Origin of the sequence: Priestia sp. FSL W8-0524, assembly GCF_038005965.1 — a bacterium.
Classification (GTDB): domain Bacteria; phylum Bacillota; class Bacilli; order Bacillales; family Bacillaceae_H; genus Priestia; species Priestia zanthoxyli.
In genome coordinates, this window is the sequence record NZ_JBBOUG010000001.1 from 4589639 (window position 1) to 4608725 (window position 19087).

Annotated in this window: 24 protein-coding genes; 10 read left to right on the forward strand and 14 right to left on the reverse strand. The window is 38.0% G+C overall.

Annotation, left to right across the window (positions count from 1 at the left end; all coding sequences use genetic code 11):
• Nucleotides 1–138: 138 nt before the first annotated feature.
• Together NST66_RS24020 and NST66_RS24025 are read left to right on the forward strand one after the other, a co-directional pair.
• Nucleotides 139–987 carry an alpha/beta fold hydrolase gene (locus NST66_RS24020; protein ID WP_049166269.1) on the forward strand — a complete coding sequence of 283 codons (849 nt, stop codon included), beginning with the start codon at nt 139–141 and terminating at the stop codon, nt 985–987.
• 169 nt (nt 988–1156) lie between these two features.
• Nucleotides 1157–2329 carry a MalY/PatB family protein gene (locus NST66_RS24025; RefSeq protein WP_033580467.1) on the forward strand — a complete coding sequence of 391 codons (1173 nt, stop codon included), beginning with the start codon at nt 1157–1159 and terminating at the stop codon, nt 2327–2329.
• A gap of 35 nt (nt 2330–2364) precedes the next feature.
• Here the strand turns inward: NST66_RS24025 and NST66_RS24030 are convergent, their stop codons facing one another.
• Complete coding sequence (locus tag NST66_RS24030) at nt 2365–2889, reverse strand: superoxide dismutase family protein (protein ID WP_033580466.1); 525 nt, start codon at nt 2887–2889, stop codon at nt 2365–2367.
• 103 nt (nt 2890–2992) lie between these two features.
• The gene (locus NST66_RS24035; protein WP_033580465.1) at nt 2993–3190 is read right to left on the reverse strand and encodes a hypothetical protein; all 198 of its coding nucleotides are present in this window, start codon (nt 3188–3190) and stop codon (nt 2993–2995) included.
• An 85-nt stretch (nt 3191–3275) separates the two neighbouring features.
• Here NST66_RS24035 and NST66_RS24040 point away from each other — a divergent pair, with 85 nt between their 5' ends.
• Complete coding sequence (locus NST66_RS24040) at nt 3276–3656, forward strand: kinase-associated lipoprotein B (RefSeq protein ID WP_033580464.1); 381 nt, start codon at nt 3276–3278, stop codon at nt 3654–3656.
• 36 nt (nt 3657–3692) lie between these two features.
• On the opposite strand, the gene kapD is transcribed toward NST66_RS24040, so the two are convergent.
• On the reverse strand, nt 3693–4307 hold the full coding sequence (gene kapD / locus NST66_RS24045) for a 3'-5' exonuclease KapD (RefSeq protein ID WP_013085312.1): 615 nt from the start codon (nt 4305–4307) through the stop codon (nt 3693–3695).
• Nucleotides 4308–4652: 345 nt separating this feature from the next.
• Nucleotides 4653–5036, reverse strand: a complete 384-nt coding sequence (locus NST66_RS24050; RefSeq protein ID WP_033580463.1) for a hotdog fold thioesterase — start codon at nt 5034–5036, stop codon at nt 4653–4655.
• A gap of 106 nt (nt 5037–5142) precedes the next feature.
• On the opposite strand from NST66_RS24050, the gene NST66_RS24055 reads away from it, so the two are divergent.
• The 3 genes from NST66_RS24055 (at nt 5143) to NST66_RS24065 (ending at nt 6532) form a co-directional block, all read left to right on the forward strand.
• Complete coding sequence (locus NST66_RS24055; RefSeq protein ID WP_033580462.1) at nt 5143–5511, forward strand: hypothetical protein; 369 nt, start codon at nt 5143–5145, stop codon at nt 5509–5511.
• Between the two features lie 176 nt (nt 5512–5687).
• Nucleotides 5688–6224 (forward strand): HD domain-containing protein, encoded by a 537-nt coding sequence (locus NST66_RS24060; RefSeq protein WP_013059610.1) that lies wholly within the window; start codon nt 5688–5690, stop codon nt 6222–6224.
• Nucleotides 6225–6340: 116 nt separating this feature from the next.
• Nucleotides 6341–6532, forward strand: coding sequence for a hypothetical protein (locus NST66_RS24065; RefSeq protein ID WP_033580461.1), 192 nt, complete (start codon nt 6341–6343; stop codon nt 6530–6532).
• 54 nt (nt 6533–6586) lie between these two features.
• Here the strand turns inward: NST66_RS24065 and NST66_RS24070 are convergent, their stop codons facing one another.
• Together NST66_RS24070 and NST66_RS24075 are read right to left on the reverse strand one after the other, a co-directional pair.
• Nucleotides 6587–7906 carry a Na+/H+ antiporter family protein gene (locus NST66_RS24070; protein WP_033580460.1) on the reverse strand — a complete coding sequence of 440 codons (1320 nt, stop codon included), beginning with the start codon at nt 7904–7906 and terminating at the stop codon, nt 6587–6589.
• A 268-nt stretch (nt 7907–8174) separates the two neighbouring features.
• Complete coding sequence (locus NST66_RS24075; RefSeq protein ID WP_033580459.1) at nt 8175–9668, reverse strand: leucyl aminopeptidase; 1494 nt, start codon at nt 9666–9668, stop codon at nt 8175–8177.
• Between the two features lie 245 nt (nt 9669–9913).
• Between NST66_RS24075 and NST66_RS24080 the strand changes: the two genes are divergently transcribed.
• Nucleotides 9914–10390, forward strand: a complete 477-nt coding sequence (locus NST66_RS24080; protein WP_013085319.1) for a divergent PAP2 family protein — start codon at nt 9914–9916, stop codon at nt 10388–10390.
• A 42-nt stretch (nt 10391–10432) separates the two neighbouring features.
• Here the strand turns inward: NST66_RS24080 and NST66_RS24085 are convergent, their stop codons facing one another.
• The 3 genes from NST66_RS24085 to NST66_RS24095 form a co-directional block, all read right to left on the reverse strand.
• Nucleotides 10433–11080, reverse strand: a complete 648-nt coding sequence (locus tag NST66_RS24085) for a 3D domain-containing protein (protein ID WP_033580458.1) — start codon at nt 11078–11080, stop codon at nt 10433–10435.
• A gap of 81 nt (nt 11081–11161) precedes the next feature.
• Nucleotides 11162–11485: a YuiB family protein gene (locus NST66_RS24090; protein WP_033580457.1), complete on the reverse strand. Its 324-nt coding sequence runs from the start codon at nt 11483–11485 to the stop codon at nt 11162–11164.
• Nucleotides 11486–11608: 123 nt separating this feature from the next.
• Nucleotides 11609–12823 (reverse strand): NAD(P)/FAD-dependent oxidoreductase, encoded by a 1215-nt coding sequence (locus NST66_RS24095; protein ID WP_033580456.1) that lies wholly within the window; start codon nt 12821–12823, stop codon nt 11609–11611.
• Nucleotides 12824–13316: 493 nt separating this feature from the next.
• On the opposite strand from NST66_RS24095, the gene NST66_RS24100 reads away from it, so the two are divergent.
• On the forward strand, nt 13317–14309 hold the full coding sequence (locus NST66_RS24100) for an NAD(P)/FAD-dependent oxidoreductase (RefSeq protein WP_013059618.1): 993 nt from the start codon (nt 13317–13319) through the stop codon (nt 14307–14309).
• A gap of 27 nt (nt 14310–14336) precedes the next feature.
• Here the strand turns inward: NST66_RS24100 and NST66_RS24105 are convergent, their stop codons facing one another.
• The 4 genes from NST66_RS24105 to NST66_RS24120 form a co-directional block, all read right to left on the reverse strand.
• Entirely contained in the window at nt 14337–14855 is a 519-nt protein-coding gene (locus NST66_RS24105) for a hypothetical protein (protein ID WP_033580455.1), read from the reverse strand.
• Nucleotides 14856–15004: 149 nt separating this feature from the next.
• Nucleotides 15005–15370, reverse strand: a complete 366-nt coding sequence (locus NST66_RS24110) for a HesB/IscA family protein (protein ID WP_025752687.1) — start codon at nt 15368–15370, stop codon at nt 15005–15007.
• Nucleotides 15371–15444: 74 nt separating this feature from the next.
• The gene (gene dapF / locus NST66_RS24115; protein WP_033580483.1) at nt 15445–16299 is read right to left on the reverse strand and encodes a diaminopimelate epimerase; all 855 of its coding nucleotides are present in this window, start codon (nt 16297–16299) and stop codon (nt 15445–15447) included.
• 302 nt (nt 16300–16601) lie between these two features.
• On the reverse strand, nt 16602–16841 hold the full coding sequence (locus NST66_RS24120; RefSeq protein WP_033580454.1) for a YuzB family protein: 240 nt from the start codon (nt 16839–16841) through the stop codon (nt 16602–16604).
• A gap of 381 nt (nt 16842–17222) precedes the next feature.
• Here NST66_RS24120 and NST66_RS24125 point away from each other — a divergent pair, with 381 nt between their 5' ends.
• Nucleotides 17223–18287 (forward strand): NAD(P)/FAD-dependent oxidoreductase, encoded by a 1065-nt coding sequence (locus tag NST66_RS24125; RefSeq protein WP_028412619.1) that lies wholly within the window; start codon nt 17223–17225, stop codon nt 18285–18287.
• A 43-nt stretch (nt 18288–18330) separates the two neighbouring features.
• Here the strand turns inward: NST66_RS24125 and NST66_RS24130 are convergent, their stop codons facing one another.
• On the reverse strand, nt 18331–18657 hold the full coding sequence (locus tag NST66_RS24130; RefSeq protein ID WP_033580453.1) for a YuzD family protein: 327 nt from the start codon (nt 18655–18657) through the stop codon (nt 18331–18333).
• A gap of 193 nt (nt 18658–18850) precedes the next feature.
• On the opposite strand from NST66_RS24130, the gene NST66_RS24135 reads away from it, so the two are divergent.
• The gene (locus tag NST66_RS24135) at nt 18851–19081 is read left to right on the forward strand and encodes a NifU family protein (protein ID WP_013059625.1); all 231 of its coding nucleotides are present in this window, start codon (nt 18851–18853) and stop codon (nt 19079–19081) included.
• Nucleotides 19082–19087 lie beyond the last annotated feature (6 nt).

A 19087-nucleotide genomic window follows, 5' to 3' on the forward strand; every position in this document is an offset into this window, starting at 1 on the left:
ATTAAATTTTTTCACTTTTTCCATTATATCAAATTTAAACACATCTTTAATGTGAAATCTATACCGGTAATTGAGTTTCATTTTATAGATTGCTGGAAATTAGGACAGACTAGAAAGAAAAAGATGGAGTGAAACAAATTGACTGACTCTAAAATTACTTGCCACCAGCGTACTTTTAATGGCGTCAATGTTTACTACGAATGCCATAACTATCACCCTGATAAACCAGCTATTGTATTTATTCACGGCTTTTTATCATCCAGTTTTAGCTTTCGGCGTTTAATTCCTTTATTTGAAGATACGTTTTCTATCATTACGCTGGACCTTCCGCCATTTGGGCGAAGTGAAAAATCGTTAACCTTTCAATACTCGTATAAAAACTTAGCCAAAATTGTCATCGAGTTGATTGAATACTTAAAATTGAAAGATGTTGTACTATCGGGACACTCAATGGGAGGACAGGTTTGTTTAAACGTAGCAAAATTAAAGCCTTCTTGTGTATCAAAACTCGTTCTTCTGTGCAGCTCAGCTTATTTAGGCCCTTCACATTATGGGTTGGTCATGTCTTCTTATGTTCCCTTCTTTTATCTGTGGGTAAAAACGTGGCTGTCTCGCAAAGGTGTATTAGGTAACTTGCAAAATGTCGTATATGATCATCAGTTAATCGACGAAGAAATGATTGATGGCTATACTGAACCCTTTTTGGATGACCGTACGTTTATGGCTTTAACAAGAATGATTCGTGATCGAGAAGGAGACCTCTCCTCAAAGGATTTGCAGCACATAAAAAAACCAAGTTTACTCATTTGGGGAGAAGAAGACCGAGTTGTCCCTTTACATCTCGGACGTAAATTAAAAGATGATTTGACAGACTCTACCTTTATCTCGTTAAAGGAAATTGGACATCTTTTACCAGAAGAGTGTCCCGACATTGTGCAGTCTCATATGGTCGATTTCTTGTACAGTGAAAAAGCCCTGTCTCAATAATGACGGAGCGAGTTCATATATTTCACACGAGGCGCTAACTTTAATAAAAAATTTATTAGTGGTGCTTCAGCCAATTTTCCCACTTTCTTTATTGACTTCACAAGTTAACTTCGTTGACAAACGTATTAAAAATAAGCAAACTATTATATTAAAAAAGGGGGTACTTTTATTGTCTACTTTTTCTTTTGATCAATTAATTAATCGTACAGGTACGCAGTCCGTAAAGTGGGACAAAACGGATCTCGTTTTTGGAGCAAAAGATGTTCTGCCTTTTTGGGTAGCTGATATGGATTTCCAAGCGCCGCCTAATGTTCTTCAAACCATTAATGAGCGTGTCAAACACGGTATTTTCGGCTACACTTCCCCTACTGAATCTACGGCAAATGCTTTATCATCTTGGGTAAAAAACAAGCATCAGTGGACCATTGATCATGAATGGATTACATACAGTCCAGGAGTTGTATTTGCCCTGAGTATGGCTATTCAAGCATTTACGGAACCTGGAGATTCAATTTTAATTCAACCGCCAGTTTATACTCCGTTTTTCAACATGATAGAGGTAAATGATCGAGAAGTTGTTGAAAATCCGTTAAAACTTGCGGGCGATAAATACGAAATTGATTTTGCAGATTTAGAGAAAAAATTTGCAGAAGGCGTAAAATTAATGATTCTTTGCAGTCCTCATAATCCAGTAGGACGCGTGTGGACAAAAGAAGAACTGAAGAAGCTTGCCGATCTTTGTCAAAAATACAATGTATTAATTGTTTCAGATGAAATTCATTCTGATCTAATTTACCATCCTTATAAACACATTCCCATCAGCATGGTGAGTGAAGATGCAGCCAATCGAACCATTACGTGTATGGCCCCTAGCAAAACATTCAATATACCAGGACTTCAAGCTTCAGCTATTATTATTCCAAATGAGAAGCTGCGCACACAGTATGTTCAGCAGCAGCAAAAACAAGGTTTCTCTAATTTAAATACATTTGGAATCATTGGTTTAGAAGCAGCTTACAGCGAAGGTGGCGAATGGCTAGAAGCACTGCTTGTGTATCTGAAGAAAAATGTAGATCTCGTGACAGGGTTTATAAGTGAACACTTACCTGAACTGCGAGTCATTCAGCCGGAAGGAACTTATCTACTATGGATTGACTGCAACAAGCTGCACTTATCAGAAGAAGAATTACATGAACGTTTATTAGAAAAAGGCAAAATCGCCGTAGAAAAAGGCGAAAAATACAGTTCCACATATGGAAAAGGTTTTATTCGCTTGAACATTGGCTGTTCACATGAACAACTTCAAGAAGGATTAAATCGCTTAAAAATAGCTTTAACGTAAAAAACAGCGTTCTTTCTCACGAAAGAACGCTGTTTTTAATGTTTTTTTGAAATAACTCCGCACGCGATTCGCTTGCCAGAATTACCTGATGGCTCTGTCATTCCATCATCACCTTGTTCAGTAATGACAAGAGAGGAACCATCCATACGCTTAACGAGAGACGTCTTTCCTTCTTTTAACGTGACTTGAGGAACCATATCCGTTCCTTTATACGTCTGATCGTCTTCTACCACAATATTTTTCATATCGCCTAAATGTGGTCCTTTTGGATTTAACAGTCCGTGTTTCTTTTTATCAGGATCAAGGTGATTTCCTGCACTTTTAAAGTTAGGAGCTTTGCAAATCCCCATTTCATGAATATGTACGCCGTGTTCGCCAGGTGGAAGTCCGCTTAAATCGTACGTAAACTCAATTCCATCAGCCTGCTCTTTCAATTTGACTGTACCGATGCTATCTCCATCTGCGTTATAGACTTTGACTTCTTTATTGGATATTTCTTTTTCCATACACCCCGTTAACAAGAAAAAAGGCACGGTTCCAATGAGTAGTAGTTTTTTCATGTTGCCCTCCAATCGCATACGCACTAGCGAAAGTTTTAGATGTCTTTCCATAGATTGTCCAGCAACATATCATTTTAAACGCTTACATTTTATTTGCATTTCATTAGAGTGACTTCTTATTTTCTTGTTCTTTCAACTTTGCTTCTAATTCCTTCGTTTTTTCTTCTTCTTTTTTAGACACCTTGATGATGAACCGCCAGACTGCAACTGCTGCTAGTACAAAAATCGCCATTGTAGCAAAAGCAGGAATATATTCTGTTTTATCTTCCGGAAAATAAAGCAAAAACATTAAATACATCATGTACAACATCCTTTCATAGAAACGGTAGTAGGTTTTGATTTATACTGTTTATAACAAACACTTTACTTAAAGGAGATCTGGCAATATGACATTTACAATTGGTCAAACCGTTACAGCACTTTATAAAACCGGGAAATACATCGGTGAAATTACACAAGTTCGAGATCTGCATTATGTTGTACGAATTCAAGCTGTGTTGAAGCATCCAGAACAAGGTGACTTACATAATCCTGGACAAGTGGACGTACCTTTTTTTCACGAGCGAAAAGCACTTGCGTTTCGAGAGCAGGCCAACATTCCTCAAAAAATGGTTCATCTCTATGAAGACAGCGTTCCTGATTATAAGCATTCACTAAAAAAAGCCCTTGAATTAAAGATAGCTGAACAACAAGCCAAAGATAGCGCTTTTGCTCAAGCAAGTATTGACTGTTTAGAAGAGTTAAAAAAAGAGTACGGTATTCATTAAGCAAAAAGCCAAATTCACATAGAAGTGATTTGGCTTTTATAATGCAAATTTATTTAATACTTTTGAAAAATCGATTCGATCTCCTATGGTCGTTGGCTCCGGCTTTTGAAGGTACCGCTTATCTTTTTCTACAAGCTTAAAGATGTTGAGTGTCGTCATCGCATCATCAAGCGCGCAGTGGTGCTTTCCAGTTCCTTCTTTACCATACTCTTGCACAGCTTTCCAAAGGCCGGTTTGATTTTGATCTCCAAAAAAGCGCTTATACTCCATCGAAAGATCAATTTCTTTACCTGTAAAAGGAAACGGCACCTTATTTTTTTGACAGCACTGCCTTAATACTTTCATATCCATGTTTCCCCATGTAATAATCGTGCTGTTTTTATACATGCCCAGTCGCTGTACAAGCTGCTCTAGCGTAATTCCTTCATTTACTTGATTTTGTTCGATATGGAGAAATGATTTACAGCGCTCAGTTAATTTTGTAAAGTGTGTAGGCTGTACGTAAGAGGAGAAACGATCAATGATTTCTTGATTTTTAACAAACACCAAACCAACTTCAATGATTTCCGGAAAAAAGCCTTTTGGAAAACCTTTATACTCTGGCATTGTAAATTCAAAATCAATGAATAAATACTGAGAGTTCTTATCCAATATTATCACCCCTTTGTAAAATAAACCGCCCTACTATATTAATGCTATTATAGCACGATTGAACAATCGGAAGGTCTATTTTCTGTTCTTATTTTTAATATTATGAATATTCTAGTTGCTGAATAAAAAGAATACTTTACTACTACTATATTCTAGAGCATGTCTCTATGCGCAGGGTAACTGTCACGAATAGACATAATTTCGCTTCTTTTTTTTACCTATTTTTTCACTTTTTTATGTATCCGCTCTTCCAAATTCTCTTTAAGCTCTCACATCAGTGTGTGAGGTGCTCCTCCTGACTTCAAAAGCATACCTCACACCTTTTAGACTAAGCCTTTCTTATATTTAAGCTTTAGGCAGAATAGCAAGCGTGCACCGGGATATACAGATTAAATTCTCTTCTTCATCTTGAATTTTCACTTCCCAAACCGCTGTTTTTTTTCCTTTATGTAAAGGAACGCCTATAGCTGTAACTGTTCCATCTTTTTTCCCTTTGATATGATTAGCATTAATCTCTAAACCCACGCAGATTTCTTTTTCAATATCTACACTTTTAATAGCACCTAGACTAGCCACAGTTTCGGCTAACGCCACCGATGCTCCTCCGTGCAAAAGCCCGAATGGCTGACGCGTTCGCTCATCAACAGGCATCGTCGCTTCCACTCTTTGTTCACTTGCGCTAATAATCTCAATTCCTAATGCTTCTAACAGCGTATCTTTTGTTTTCATATACATACCTCCCTTTGTATCTAGTATACAATAACGGTTTTGCTACAACATATACGAACCCTCTACATATACATAATAAAAATCCGTTTTTTAGGAGGATTCTTATATGAAACCATTTGCTCCCTTGTCTTACTACTGGCCATCGTACTACATGCCTCACCCTTATACATACAGGGTACCTAGCTTACCTGAGGCGGACATAGCGACTTTCCAGCAATCTCTTAAAGTGATTCCCTCTACCATGCAAAGCGCTACCATATTTATTCAAAGAGCTAACGCTTCGCCAGCTTTAATAAAAAAAATAAAAGCTGCTGCTCAAGAATCTAAAATGAGTGAAGTAAAAAGACTCATTCTTTCAACAGGCGTTAAGGCCAAAATTGATGTTTTTTATACGCCAGACTATATTAAAATTACGTTTATTCATCCCGATAACCAATTTGACTGCTGTCACGTTTCGTTAAATATTAAATGGTAAAACACAAGGAAAAAAGTCTTATTTTCTTTTGAAAAAGATGTACATGTTGTTTTGTTTCGAATATTATAATATATGCCGTTTTTGGATGTAAAAACAAATTACACGATAATTGTATTTAGGAAATAAATATGATATTGTATTTGGAAATATATTTTTTCTTTAGGAGGGATGACATGATGAGACATGTTACGCTAGTAGAAATTTTCACGCATCCTATCGCTCAAAAATATTTAACACGATCTGGCGTTGCGCATGCTGTATCGGTCGCCTATCATGCGTTTCGTCTATCTGTACAGCATAATGTAAACCCTGATTTAGCTACAAAAGCAGCGCTGCTTCATGATATTGGCCACTACGAATGGTACACAAATGGTCAGTGGGATTATGAGAAGTATCGTCAAAATGATATTCACGCTATTAAAGGTGCTGAACGTGCACATAAATTACTCATTCGTTTAGGCGAGGAACCTCAGGCGGCAAAAGAAATTGCCTTAGCTATTTTACTACACACAGACTCCTATTTGCCTGAAGGAACCATTCAGCAACGCCCTCTTCAAAAAGTAGTCAAACTAGCTGATGAAGCTGATGAAGAGCCAGGCGGCAAACATCATTACCGTGAAATGGAATACAATTTGGCTGTAAAGAAAATTAAGGAGCTTGATAAGAAAGTGCTTGAACTTCTACATTCCAACCAATTTAAACAGTTAGGCTGACAGGATTAACTCCTTTCATAAGAGTTAATCCTTTTTATTATTTCTCCTCATAATTCCCTGCAAATTACTCATACTACTTATTGATTCTCATTTTTGGTTAGTTAGGAGGAAGAAGAATGTCTAAAAACGCTAGAGGTTACGTGCAGGATTCTTGTACGTCATTAAATCAGGCAAAAGCAAGCCTTGAACAAGCTCTTCAAACAGTAGAGAAAGATTCAAATCGCGAACATATTGAACAATCTCTTCAGGCTGTAGAGCAAGCATTAGGAGCTTGTGACAGCACTGCTTCTACTCTTTCTCAAGCATGAAAAAAAAGCAGCCGGTTTTGATCGGCTGCTTTTTTTTCATTAGAGACCCTCTATTTACAAGATAACTGAGGCAACCCACCCAAAAATAATGAGTGGAATGTTATAGTGAAGAAAAGTTGGTACACACGTATCCCAGATATGATCATGTTGACGATCGACTGCTAGTCCAGATGTTGGTCCAAGCGTACTGTCTGAAGCTGGTGAACCAGCGTCTCCAAGCGCTCCTGCTGTACCAACAATACAAATCGTTGCCATTGGACTCATACCAAGTTCTAAGCAAAGAGGAACAAAAATCGTCGCGATAATTGGAATGGTAGAGAAAGAAGAACCAATGCCCATTGTGACTAAAAGCCCGATGACAAGCATAAGAAATGCACCCAGCATTTGGTTTCCGCCAATAAGAGCAACAGAGCCTTTTACAAGTGCTTCTACATCTCCAGTTTCTTGAAGAACTTTTGCAAAACCAGAGGCTGACAGCATAACAAATCCGATGAAAGCCATCATTCTCATTCCGTTCGTTAATACTGGATCTGCTTCATTCCACTTCAAAGCCCCGCTGAAATAAACGACCACAATTCCTGCAAGCGCTCCGAAAATCATAGAATCTACTAAGAGCTGCACAGTTAAAGCCGCTACAATCGCAAGTAACGCTACTATAATCCCTCTTGTTGTGTAACCTGTACGCTCCTCTGCGCCTTGATCAATGTCAATGTCTTTATAACTGCGCGGCTTACGGTACGAAATAAACACAGCAAACAATAAGCCCGCTACCATTCCTAAAGCTGGAAGAGCCATCGCCGTGGTAATATCTCCTTTATCAATCGTTAATCCACTTTCTTTGATGTTAGTAAATAAAATGTCGTGATAAATCTTACCGAATCCTGCCGGCAAATACATATAAGGTGTAACCAATCCAAATGTAATAACTGTTGCGACTAATCGGCGATCTATTTTCAACTGATTAAATACTTTTAATAGCGGTGGAATTAAAAGCGGAATAAATGCAATGTGAACCGGAATAACATTTTGAGAAAAACACGAAATAATAAGGATGATCAATAAAATCAGTACTTTTGACAGTGACTTCTTTTTCGTTTCTCCTTCTTTTCCTACTATTTTCAACGCTAGCTGAACAACGGCATCAGGCAGCCCTGTCCGCGAAACAGCCATTGCAAATCCTCCAAGCAAAGCATAGCTTAATGCAACAGAAGCACTGTTTCCAAGACCATCTGTGTATATACTTACTGTATCTGTGAGGCTGATACCGCCAACAAGTCCTCCAATTAGCGCTCCGACCGCTAAAGAAAAGACAACGTTGATACGCAATAAGCTCAAAATCAGCATCACGAGCACAGCTATTAATACTGCATTCATTTTGAAACCTCCATTTTTCTTTTTACTTTATCTCATTAAAACATTAGAGAGATAAACAACATGTTCATTATATTAGGTATAGAAAAAAAGTCAATCATCTTACTAAATAAACGTTTGTTTAACTTCTCTACATCCTTAACAATATAAGGATTTTTTTAAACATTTTTTTCTTCCTAAAAAGAAAAAAATGTTATGTAAACATATTAAAAAAGAAGCATCTTCGATGCTTCTTTTTACGTTTCTTTCTATCACTGCTATGTTCTTTTTATTAATTGGCTTCAAATGAACAAACCATCGCAGCTAGTGTTCGCACCATCACGCCTGTTGCACCTGAAGGTCCTAACTCATGAGAAGCAGCGGATGTTGCAGTTCCAGCAATATCCAAGTGAACCCATGGTGTTTGCTCTGCAAACTCACCAATAAAGGTTCCTGCCATAATTGCGTGCCCCTCCCGTCCAGGAGAGTTATTTAAATCTGCTACCTTACTTCCCCGAACACGCTTTTTGTCTCGTTCTGTAATAGGCAGCTCCCAAATCGGTTCGCCTGTCTCAATGCTCGCTTTCGCTATTTGCTGCAATAAAGCAGAATCATTCGTCATTGCCCCAGTTGTGTGTGTACCAAGAGCTACAATTACACCACCCGTTAATGTCGCCACGTCTACTAAATAATTTGCTCCATGATGCTTGGCATATGAAATACCATCAGCTAGTGCTAAACGCCCTTCAGCATCTGTGTTCAGCACTTCTATTGTCTTTCCATTCATTGCTGTAATAACATCATCTGGTTTAAAGGCACGCGCGCTAATAACGTTGTCAGTTGATGGAATGACCGCTACTACGTTTTGATGAGGTTTTAATTCTCCAATCGCTTCCATTGCACCAAGAACAGATGCAGCTCCACCCATATCTGTTTTCATGCCTACAATCCCGTCTTTAGATTTGATAGAGTAACCACCTGTGTCAAAGGTAATCCCTTTTCCTACCAACCCAATAACGTCTTCCCATTTTTCTTTACCTTGATATTTCAGCACAATCATTTTAGGAGGCTCTGCGGAACCTTGATTGACTGCGAGCAACGCGCCCATTCCTAGCGTTTCCATCTCTTCTTTTTCTAAAATTTCATATTCAAAACCATATGTATGTGCCATTTCTACTGCATAATTAGCTAAATCTGTAGCCGTTAGCATATTGCTTGGTAAGTTAACGAGGGTGCGGGCTGAGTTTGTTGCTTTCCCGTACGTATATCCAACCAACGCAGATTGTAAAACGTCTTTATAACAAGAAAACAGTTCAATTTTCTCAAGCTGCTTGTCAGGCTCATTTGATTTCTTTTTGTAGTTTTCAAACTCATACATAGCAAGCTGTTGAGCTTCTCCTAGTAAAGCTGCAGTTTCTTGCTCTGACCACTCTCCTGTATCAAATGTAGGAAGGACGACCGATGCGTTTGAAATTTTTGCTTCTTTTAACTTTTTAAATAAAAGGCCAAAGCTTTCTTTGAGCCCATTTTTAGTTAACGCTTGCTTTCGTCCGAGCCCTACAAAATAAAGACGTTTTGCTCCTAATTTTCCTAGTGTATGAATCGTTGATATCCGCTTTTCCTGTACGCGAATATCTCCTTCCTTAATCAAATGAATGAGCTGTCCACCTAAAGCATCATCAATTTCTTTTAGAAAGCCTTCAAACTGTTGATTTTGATTAAATAACCCGATTACGAGCGCTTCTGTTTGATGATCAACACCATATGTTTCTACGTGCGAAAACATAAAATTCCTCCCTTTTACGTATAGATATTTTATTTTTATTTATCATCTGCTTTGTTTAATCTATTCAGCAAGTGGAATATATATCATATTCACCACTGTTTTCATCTATATACATATGATAGCAGAAATACAATTTTTAATCACAGTTCAAAAACCTTAGTTTCACACATATACTTTCATCTACCACTGTTTTCATCATACGGATTTATCTTTTTAGACATTTTAAGTTGAGGGAGGACATCTCAATGGAGTTATTCTCAAATTTTCCACTTTGGAGTTCATTAATCGCTATTTTCTTTGCTCAATTTATTAAGATTCCCCTTTCTTTTGTAGCTACTAAAAAAATAGACGGCAGCTTATTTTTTAGTACGGGGGGCATGCCAAGCTCTCACTCCGCAGCCGTAACTTCCTTAGCAACTGCCATTGGGCTAGCAGAAGGTCTTAAATCCCCTATTTTTGCTCTATCCGCTATTTTTGCCATCATTGTCATGTTTGATGCTAAAGGAGTAAGAAGACACGCAGGAGAGCAAGCAACAGTTTTAAATCGTTTGGTTGAAGACTTTCAGCGCGCAGTAAAAGAGGCAAAGCTGTGGACGACCAATGAAGAGGACGAAAAACAAGTGAAGCTAAAAGAACTGCTTGGGCATAAGCCTATTGAAGTTTTCTTTGGAGCCTTAACAGGAATAGCAGTTGCTTTTGTAACGTATTATGTATGGCCATAAAACATAAGAAAACACATGAAGAATGCTTCATGTGTTTCTCGTTTATTTCACCTGCTGACGAAAAACTTGCATCGATTTCTTTTCATTCAGCATTGTTAACTCTTCTTCAGTTAAACGGCCGTCTCCTGATTTGACTACATAGACGTTTAATTCTTTCTTACCCCATATGTTATACACATCAGAAACAGTTTCAAAGTATAAATCAAGATGATTGCCTTTAATAGCCCCACCTTTATCTGCTACCACTCCGTACCCATAGCCCGGAATGAACAAGATCGTGCCGATTGGAAATATGGTTAAATCAGCAGCGATGGTTGAATACAAGTCACGTTTTACTTTAACGCCCGAATATGTAATACCATACCCTGGATGATTGGGATTTTTCCCAGTTGATTCGTAACCAGCTGTGTAACCCGTAGCCAATACATTCTTAGTTGGATAACGCGACCAATCAAATGCTTCTTCAATTGTCAGACGCTCTCTGTCATTGCTAGCTGCTTCAACTCTTAGTGGTTTTAGAAATGATGGTAAGAGCCTTTCATTCATTAGAGGATGCCCTGTACTGTTTATAAAAGGCATATATTTGATGACCGTGTTTATTGGGACGCCAGTAATTGCTTCATATGTTGTAAACAGCGCTCCGACCAGTAGTAGGCACATAATGAATCGCTTTGCTATTTTTCCAATCATTGTGATTTCCACAACTCCTCTCACGAATCTATTTGTTTCCAACATAAAAACAAATTATTCGTTCGCGAGAAGAATTTACATTCAAAACATTTGGTACCCTCTTGTTCGTAAAGATTTAATGGTAATACCTGAAGCTAGTGCACCTATAAAACCAGCCATTAAAATCGCAATGTCAGCTGTGGCTAAAGATAGCACTTTTGTACCTAGCTGCTGAAAGGAGTGAGCGGGATGTTGAATGTAATCAACCGCTCTTACATCATCAATAATAAGAATAAAAATTACGGGATAAATAATGGCCATAATCCAAGACATGCGAAGCAGCATATTCAACAAGAAACCGATTCCAAAAAACAACACAAAAAACAACAAGATGGAGATAATTAGGACAGGCACACTCATTTCCATTGCTTTTCGCCTCCGTTACTCTTTATACTCTCAGTTTACTTAAGAGTAATCAAGGCGTCAATCACAGAAAAGTAAGTTAATACCAAAAAAAGCAAAAGGTTTGAAGACCTTTTGCTTTTTGTTTTAAAAGAAATTAAATTTTCCCTTTTTCAATACAAGACCTGCTCCGCCTTGAAGGAAAAGCGAGCGATTATCAACAACTTTTTTCATAAAAGATGCGCTTGAACCAAATAGTTTTCGACCGTATACAACGCCAATTGCGTCATCATGCCCTAACGAACATACCGTTCCTTTAATATCTGGTTTGAACTCGCTTAATTCTTTTTGCCCTTTCATCAAACGGCTAATATTTTCAGCGCAGGTACCGCCTTGTTGCATAGCGATTTGAGCTGTTGGCGGATAAGGACGTTCTGTTTCTGGGTTAATCATTAGTGAACAATCTCCAATAACAAACACATCTTCATGCCCTGGTGCCAGCAAGCTATTGCTTACTTTTACACGTCCGCGCATGTTCTCAAATCCAGCTTTTTCAATTAAATGACTGCCTCGAACACCTGCAGCCCATACAACTGTTGCTGATTTGATTTCTTCCACTTGGTCATCTTTTGATACAATAATTCCTTCTTCTGTACACTCTTTAATCGCTGTTCCAATCTTGAACTCGATTCCTTTTCGTTCTAGCTGTGTTACCGCATATTCTACAAGTTCCGGATCAAAACCTGGCAAGGCCGTAGGCGCTGCTTCTACACAAATAACGCGTACTTTTTCACGCGGGATATCAAACTCTTTGCAAAGCTGAGGGACTCGATTTGCTAATTCTCCCACAAATTCAATGCCGGTAAAGCCAGCACCTCCAACAATGATTGTCAGAAGTTCGTCTCTTTTTTCCACTTCATTGTTGTACGTCGCAAACACATAATCAATATGCTCACGAATTTGACGTGCTGCATTAATGCTCGTAATGGTAAATGCATGTTCTTTTAAACCTTTAATTCCGAAAGTTTCTGCTTCATACCCTAAAGCAACAACTAAATAATCGTACGTTAGCTCACTGTTTTCAAGAAGAACACGCTTTTCATCTAACTTAATATCTACGACCGTGTCTTTAATAAATGTAACCTTATTCGTGTTAATTAAATTTTTAACAGGAACACGAGAGCGATCTTGATGAATTGTACCTGCCGATACTTCATGAAGCCATGTCGTTTCGTAATGGTAATCGTTTTTATTTACCAAAACAATTTCCGCATCACTAGCACCCAGTTTCTTTTGTAAATTAACAATTGTCATAATGCCGCCATACCCGGCACCCAAAATGACGATTTTAGGCTTTTTCATAGGAATGTCATCCACCTTTTTTAGTTATAGTCACAAGTATGTCTTACAAATATAATGATAAGAGCAATTTTATTTGGTTTGCTTTTTTATGTTAGTTTGAGCAAGAACGATCATCGCTATCCATTTATTATTCATATAAGAAAAATAATGTGAATCACTTCACGTTCTTTTTTAAAAAAATACATTTTTTCTTTTTCAAAAAAATGTAAGCATAAGTCCTAGCTTGATTTACACAAACATCTTATGCTTTTTTCATCGGTTTTTCAACCCTTCACTTTGTATTTACAAGCTTTTAAATTTTCAATTACTTTCCTGTATACCCAGTTTTATATTTGACCAAAACGTGTGGTTATGTTAATGATTGCAAATACTGATCTTTAAGCTGAGAAAGTTTCTCAAACATTCCAGCGTGTTTTAATGATATTTTATAATTTACTATGCTATCATAAAGTAGAATATGCATTGGCACAGAACAATCTAGAGGTGATTATAAATGAAAGAAGATAAACAAGTATACGATATTACCATCATCGGAGGCGGCCCTACAGGCTTATTTACAGCATTTTATGGCGGTATGCGTCAGGCGAGCGTAAAAATTATTGAAAGCTTACCACAGCTCGGTGGACAGCTTTCTGCTTTATATCCTGAAAAATATATTTATGACGTAGCTGGGTTTCCAAAAGTACGTGCTCAAGAATTAGTCAATAACCTAAAAGAGCAAATGGATCAATTTAAACCTGCAGTTGCACTAGAGCAAGCAGTAGAAAAGGTAGAAAAACAAGCGGACGGTGTATTCCGATTAACTACTAATTCTGAAGTCCACTATTCAAAAACAATTATTATTACGGCTGGAAACGGTGCATTTAAGCCCCGTAAAATTGAGCTAGAAAACGCAGAACAGTTCGAGCAAACGAACCTTCACTATTTTGTGGATGATATGAATAAATTCAAAGGCCGCAAAGTATTAGTATGCGGGGGTGGGGATTCTGCTGTAGACTGGTCTCTTATGTTAGAGCCGATCGCAGAAAAAGTAACGTTAACGCATCGCCGAGACAAGTTCCGCGCTCATGAACATAGCGTAGAAAACTTGCATAATTCATCAGTTGATATTAAAACACCATATGTACCGGTTGAATTTATTGGAGATGACCGTATTACACAAGTTGTGTTAGAAAATACAAAAGGTGAAGAAAAGACAGTAGTAGACGTAGATGATGTTATTGTAAACTTTGGATTTGTTTCTTCTCTAGGTCCAATTAAAGAATGGGACTTAGATTTAGAGAAAAATGCAATTGTTGTTAATTCAAAGCAAGAAACAAATATTCCTGGCATCTATGCAGCAGGTGATGTCTGCACATATGATGGAAAAGTAAAACTCATCGTGGCAGGATTTGGCGAAGGTCCGACTGCCGTTAATAACGCTAAAGCATACATTGACCCAAAGGCTCGCTTACAGCCTATGCACAGTACGTCAATGTTCTCATAAAAAAAGCAGGCTCTCGCCTGCTTTTTTTCATTGCTGGATTGGTGTAACCATTCGATGAATGATTTCACTCATCATTTCTGCATCACTGCTTATTAAACAGATTTCATAAAAGGAATGGTTTCCTTCTTGACTAGTTACGCTCATTCTGTAGGCCTTCAAGCCTTCGAGCTTGCTTAAATATTTTACTACCTCTGATTGACCGACAATACGTTCAATCAGCAGAATATGCTCTCCTTCCACTGCTCCATAGCTTTCGGCCAGAGATGCATTAGCATTTTCATAATAGCGAATGTAAGGTTCAGAATGGTTAAGAGGCGCAGAGGACGAGTTTTGATGACAGACTTCACCTGAGGAAAAAGGCAAATGTTGAACAAATAAATGCGATTCACTGAAGTGAATACTTTTTGCATCCTTAGACTCCATTTTCCTATTTTCAAGTTTTAACCAGTTTATAAACCCCTTCCATAGAATAGGCAGGGTATTTTTTTTACGAAAACTGCCATAACCTCCTACTTGTTCTGCGTCGTAACGAGTCGCATCTATCAAATCCGTTCATCTCCTCTTTTTTATTGAGTATAAAAAAGACTGATTATTCGGTCAATAAGTTTGGTAGATGATGTAACATACAAAAATTTCTCACTAAAAAAGCTTTCTTCACCAGATGAGGTGAAGAAAGCTTTTTTATAAAAATATACTTAGCACTCTTCAGGAGCACCTGCGTTGCTTGCTGTACGGAAAGAAGAGCCGCAGCCGCATGCTGCAATGGCGTTCGGGTTATCAATTGTAAACCCTCCGCCTAGCATAGATTGCTTGTAATCAATTTTTACATCTTTTAAAATTGGAGCACTTTCGCTATCTACAAGAATCTTAATGCCATGTTGTTCAAACAGCGTATCGTTTTCATTTACTTCGTGTGCAAAACCCATGCCGTAAGAAAGACCTGAGCAGCCTCCTCCATTTACAGTAACACGTAAATAAGCATTTTCTTCTTCATGTTCTTTCATCATATCTTTTATTTGAAAGCTTGCAGCTTCTGTAATTGTTAGGATATCTTGACTCATTTTTAAACAGACCTCCTTTTTTGTTTAGTATACGACGAAATGTCTGTGACGACAAATCGTCTGCTTCTTCATTTTTAATAATAATACGTGCCGTCGCAAATCACGTTGGCTGGACCTGTCATTAACACATTGCCTTTATTTTGCCAAACAATCGTTAAATCTCCTCCAGCGAGGTGTACAACAGTAGGCACATCTTTTTTCGTCTTCTCATTTAACACAGAAGAAACAACAGCAGCGCATGCTCCTGTCCCGCATGCTTGAGTGATACCCGAACCTCTTTCCCATACGCGAAAGTTCAGCTCTCTTTCGTTCACTACCTCGACAAATTCAACGTTCACTCCTTCTGGAAAACGCGCATCTTTTTCAACTACCGGACCTAGTGTAGTAAGAGGCGCTTGTTCAATATCATTTACATAAAAGACGACGTGAGGATTTCCCATTGATACAGCCGTCCCTTTTAACCGTTCTTTTCCAAATTCCATCTCTTCATCAACAACTTGGTATTGGCTTGTTCCCGTCATTGGAATTTGTTCTCTAGCTAAAATAGGCTCTCCCATATCGATTGTTACTTCTGGAACTTCATTTCCCTGCGGATGTACCGTTGCTTCTACAACTCCAGAAAGCGTTTCGATAAAAAACCTTTCGCTTGTTACTAAATTATGTTCGTATGCATATTTAGCTACACATCTTAAACCGTTTCCGCAGTTTTTTGCTTCCGAGCCGTCATTATTAAATACGCGCATTTTCACATCTGCGCGTTCAGATGGACAAATAAGAATCATTCCATCCGATCCGATTCCCGTATAAACATTTGAGACTTTTACAGCAAGCGGTGCTAACTCTTGCTCTTCTATATGTTCTTCAAACATATTTACGTAGATATAGTTGTTGCCAAGTGCATGCATTTTTGTAAACTGAAATTTTTTCATATTATCACCCATTATTTTTTTATGTAGCTCTAGTATAAAGTGATTCTCTTTTGTACACAATAATATCATCCCCCGTTTTTTTAGCTCCTTAATCATAAAGATTAAGGAGTTTTTTATTTTGTCCTCCTTTAGAGTATTAAAAATCAAAAGAAGCTTTATGATTACAAAGAGGATGGTTAAAGCGCATATATTTGCGCAAAAACGCATAAAAAAGCACGGCAAGACTAGCCGTGCTTACATCATCTATTCTATTAGCCTCATGTCCCTCTCCTGCTAAAAAGAGATACGACAGCGGGGATAGTTTAAAACATTGGGTTTTCTTCTAAATGAATGTAGATATTATCTACTAACTGTTCAGGTGTTTCCGCCGTAACAATCTCTCCATTTACCAAGGCAAATAAAGATTGTGAACATTTCCCGCAATAACCTAAACATCCGTATTCAATAATATCTAGATTTGGATCTTTTTCAAGCTTTTCTAAAGCTGCTTGAGAACCGCTGGCTAAATTGCTAACGCAAAATTCAATAATTGGCTGTATCACGTTTTTTCACCTCTCTACTATTAGTTTATCCTATCTCCTTTCATTTTCAACGTCAACTTTAGAAATTCACGTTCATTTCGCGCGCGCTTTTTAGATTTATAGACTTTTTTCAAAAACGCATAAATAAGCTTTATTACGTGGATAGCTTGAAATTATGTTGAAACATATTGTGGTTTTTTATTAATTTAGTTATACTTTTATGTATAGAAAACCAAACGAGGTTATATTAAATTATTATTTAAGTAAAATATGTTATCTTATATAGCCTTTCATATCTTTTTGGCAACCATCCTTATTAACGGTAATTTGTACCCTCCTATTCTTAAAAGCAAGAATAATAGAGAGAAAACAAAAATGCATGAAGCTAAAGGGGAAATTCACATGAAGAACCTTGTCATACTGGGCGGCGGATACGGTGGTATGCGCATTTTGCAGCGCCTTTTTCCGAATCAATTGCCTAACGATGTAGAAGTAACGCTTATTGACAAAGCACCTTATCACTCACTAAAAACTGAATTCTATGCACTTGCAGCTGGAACAATCTCTGATCAACATGTCCGTGTTGCTTTTCCTGAACACCCTCGCTTAAAAATCCGCTACGGCTGTGTAAAACGAATAGACCTGAAAGAGAAATGCGTCTATGTGGATGATCAAATGATCGCTTACGATGACCTGATTGTAGGACTCGGATGCGAAGATAAATATCATGGAGTTCCCGGAGCTCTTGAGCATACATACAGCATTCAATCCATTGATGCTTCACGAGCAACTTATCAGACATTAAACAACTTACCGGCCCACGCTACTGTTTCAATTGTCGGAGCTGGATTAAGCGGAGTAGAACTGGCAAGTGAGCTAAGAGAAAGCCGCCCGGATTTAAAAATCATCTTATTTGACCGCGGTAAATTAATTTTATCTGCTTTCCCAGAACGTTTAAGCAATTACGTTCAAACTTGGTTTACTTCAAACGGTGTCGAAATTGTAAATAGTGCTAATATTACAAAAGTAGAACCGAACATTCTTTATAATCATGATGAGCCCGTTCAAAGCGATGCAATCGTGTGGACAGCAGGCATTCAGCCAAATAAAGTGGTACGCGATTTAGACGTGGAAAAAGATCCTCAAGGACGCGTCGTATTGACAAAATACCATAACTTGCCTGACGATGAAAATGTCTACATTTTGGGTGACTGTGCAAGCCTACCGCACGCCCCAAGTGCTCAGCTTGCAGAAGGTCAGGCTGAACAAATTGTGCAAGTGCTTCTTCACCGCTGGAAAGGCGAAGCGCTTCCTGATGAATTGCCAACTATTAAATTAAAAGGCATACTTGGTTCATTAGGCAAAAAGCATGGGTTTGGCTTAGTTGCCGAACGTCCGATTACAGGACGCGTAGCTCGATTATTGAAATCAGGTATTCTTTGGATGTATAAACACCACAGTGGATAAAACAAAAGCCGTTAGATGACTGACAATCTAACGGCTTTTTTCGTTATGATGCGCGGAAACCATACTTCTCCATTTCCTCAAATACGCGCTTTAATTTCGGATTGCCTTCCCCAACAACCTCTCCATTAATGACCACTACAGGATAGAATAAATCTTCTTCAATCACACGCTTGGCAAAAGCTGCTTTTTCCGGATCCGTATGCGGCTCGTTTATATCTACATACGTGATAGCAAACGGTTGGTTCGGATATTTACGAGAAATAGCTGCCTCTAGCCAATCATAGGTGTCTTTTGAAGACGGCAGGTTAACACAGCTTGCACAAACAATTTCAGCTCCATAAATACACACTTCTACCTCAGTTGACTGCATAGCACATCCCCCTTGAATCTTTACATATAAACTGTACGATTATTCACACTTTTACTTCATTATGAATACTATTTTACACAAAACTGATTCATTGCACATCTTTTTCTTTTAAGGTAACATTACGATGTATACTCCAATAGATTTTTCATGAAAGACCGTTTATAATAAGAGTAGAAGAAAGGAGTCGATAGTTATGTCAGAAATGCACGAGCAAGTTCAAGAAGTATTAGAAAAACTTCGTCCGTTTTTACTTCGCGACGGTGGAGACTGTGAGCTAGTAGACGTAGAGGATGGTATTGTAAAATTACGTCTTTTAGGCGCTTGCGGAAGCTGCCCAAGTTCAACAATTACGCTAAAAGCTGGTATCGAACGTGCCCTTTTAGAAGAAGTACCTGGTGTAGTTGAAGTAGAACAAGTATTCTAATCTCTT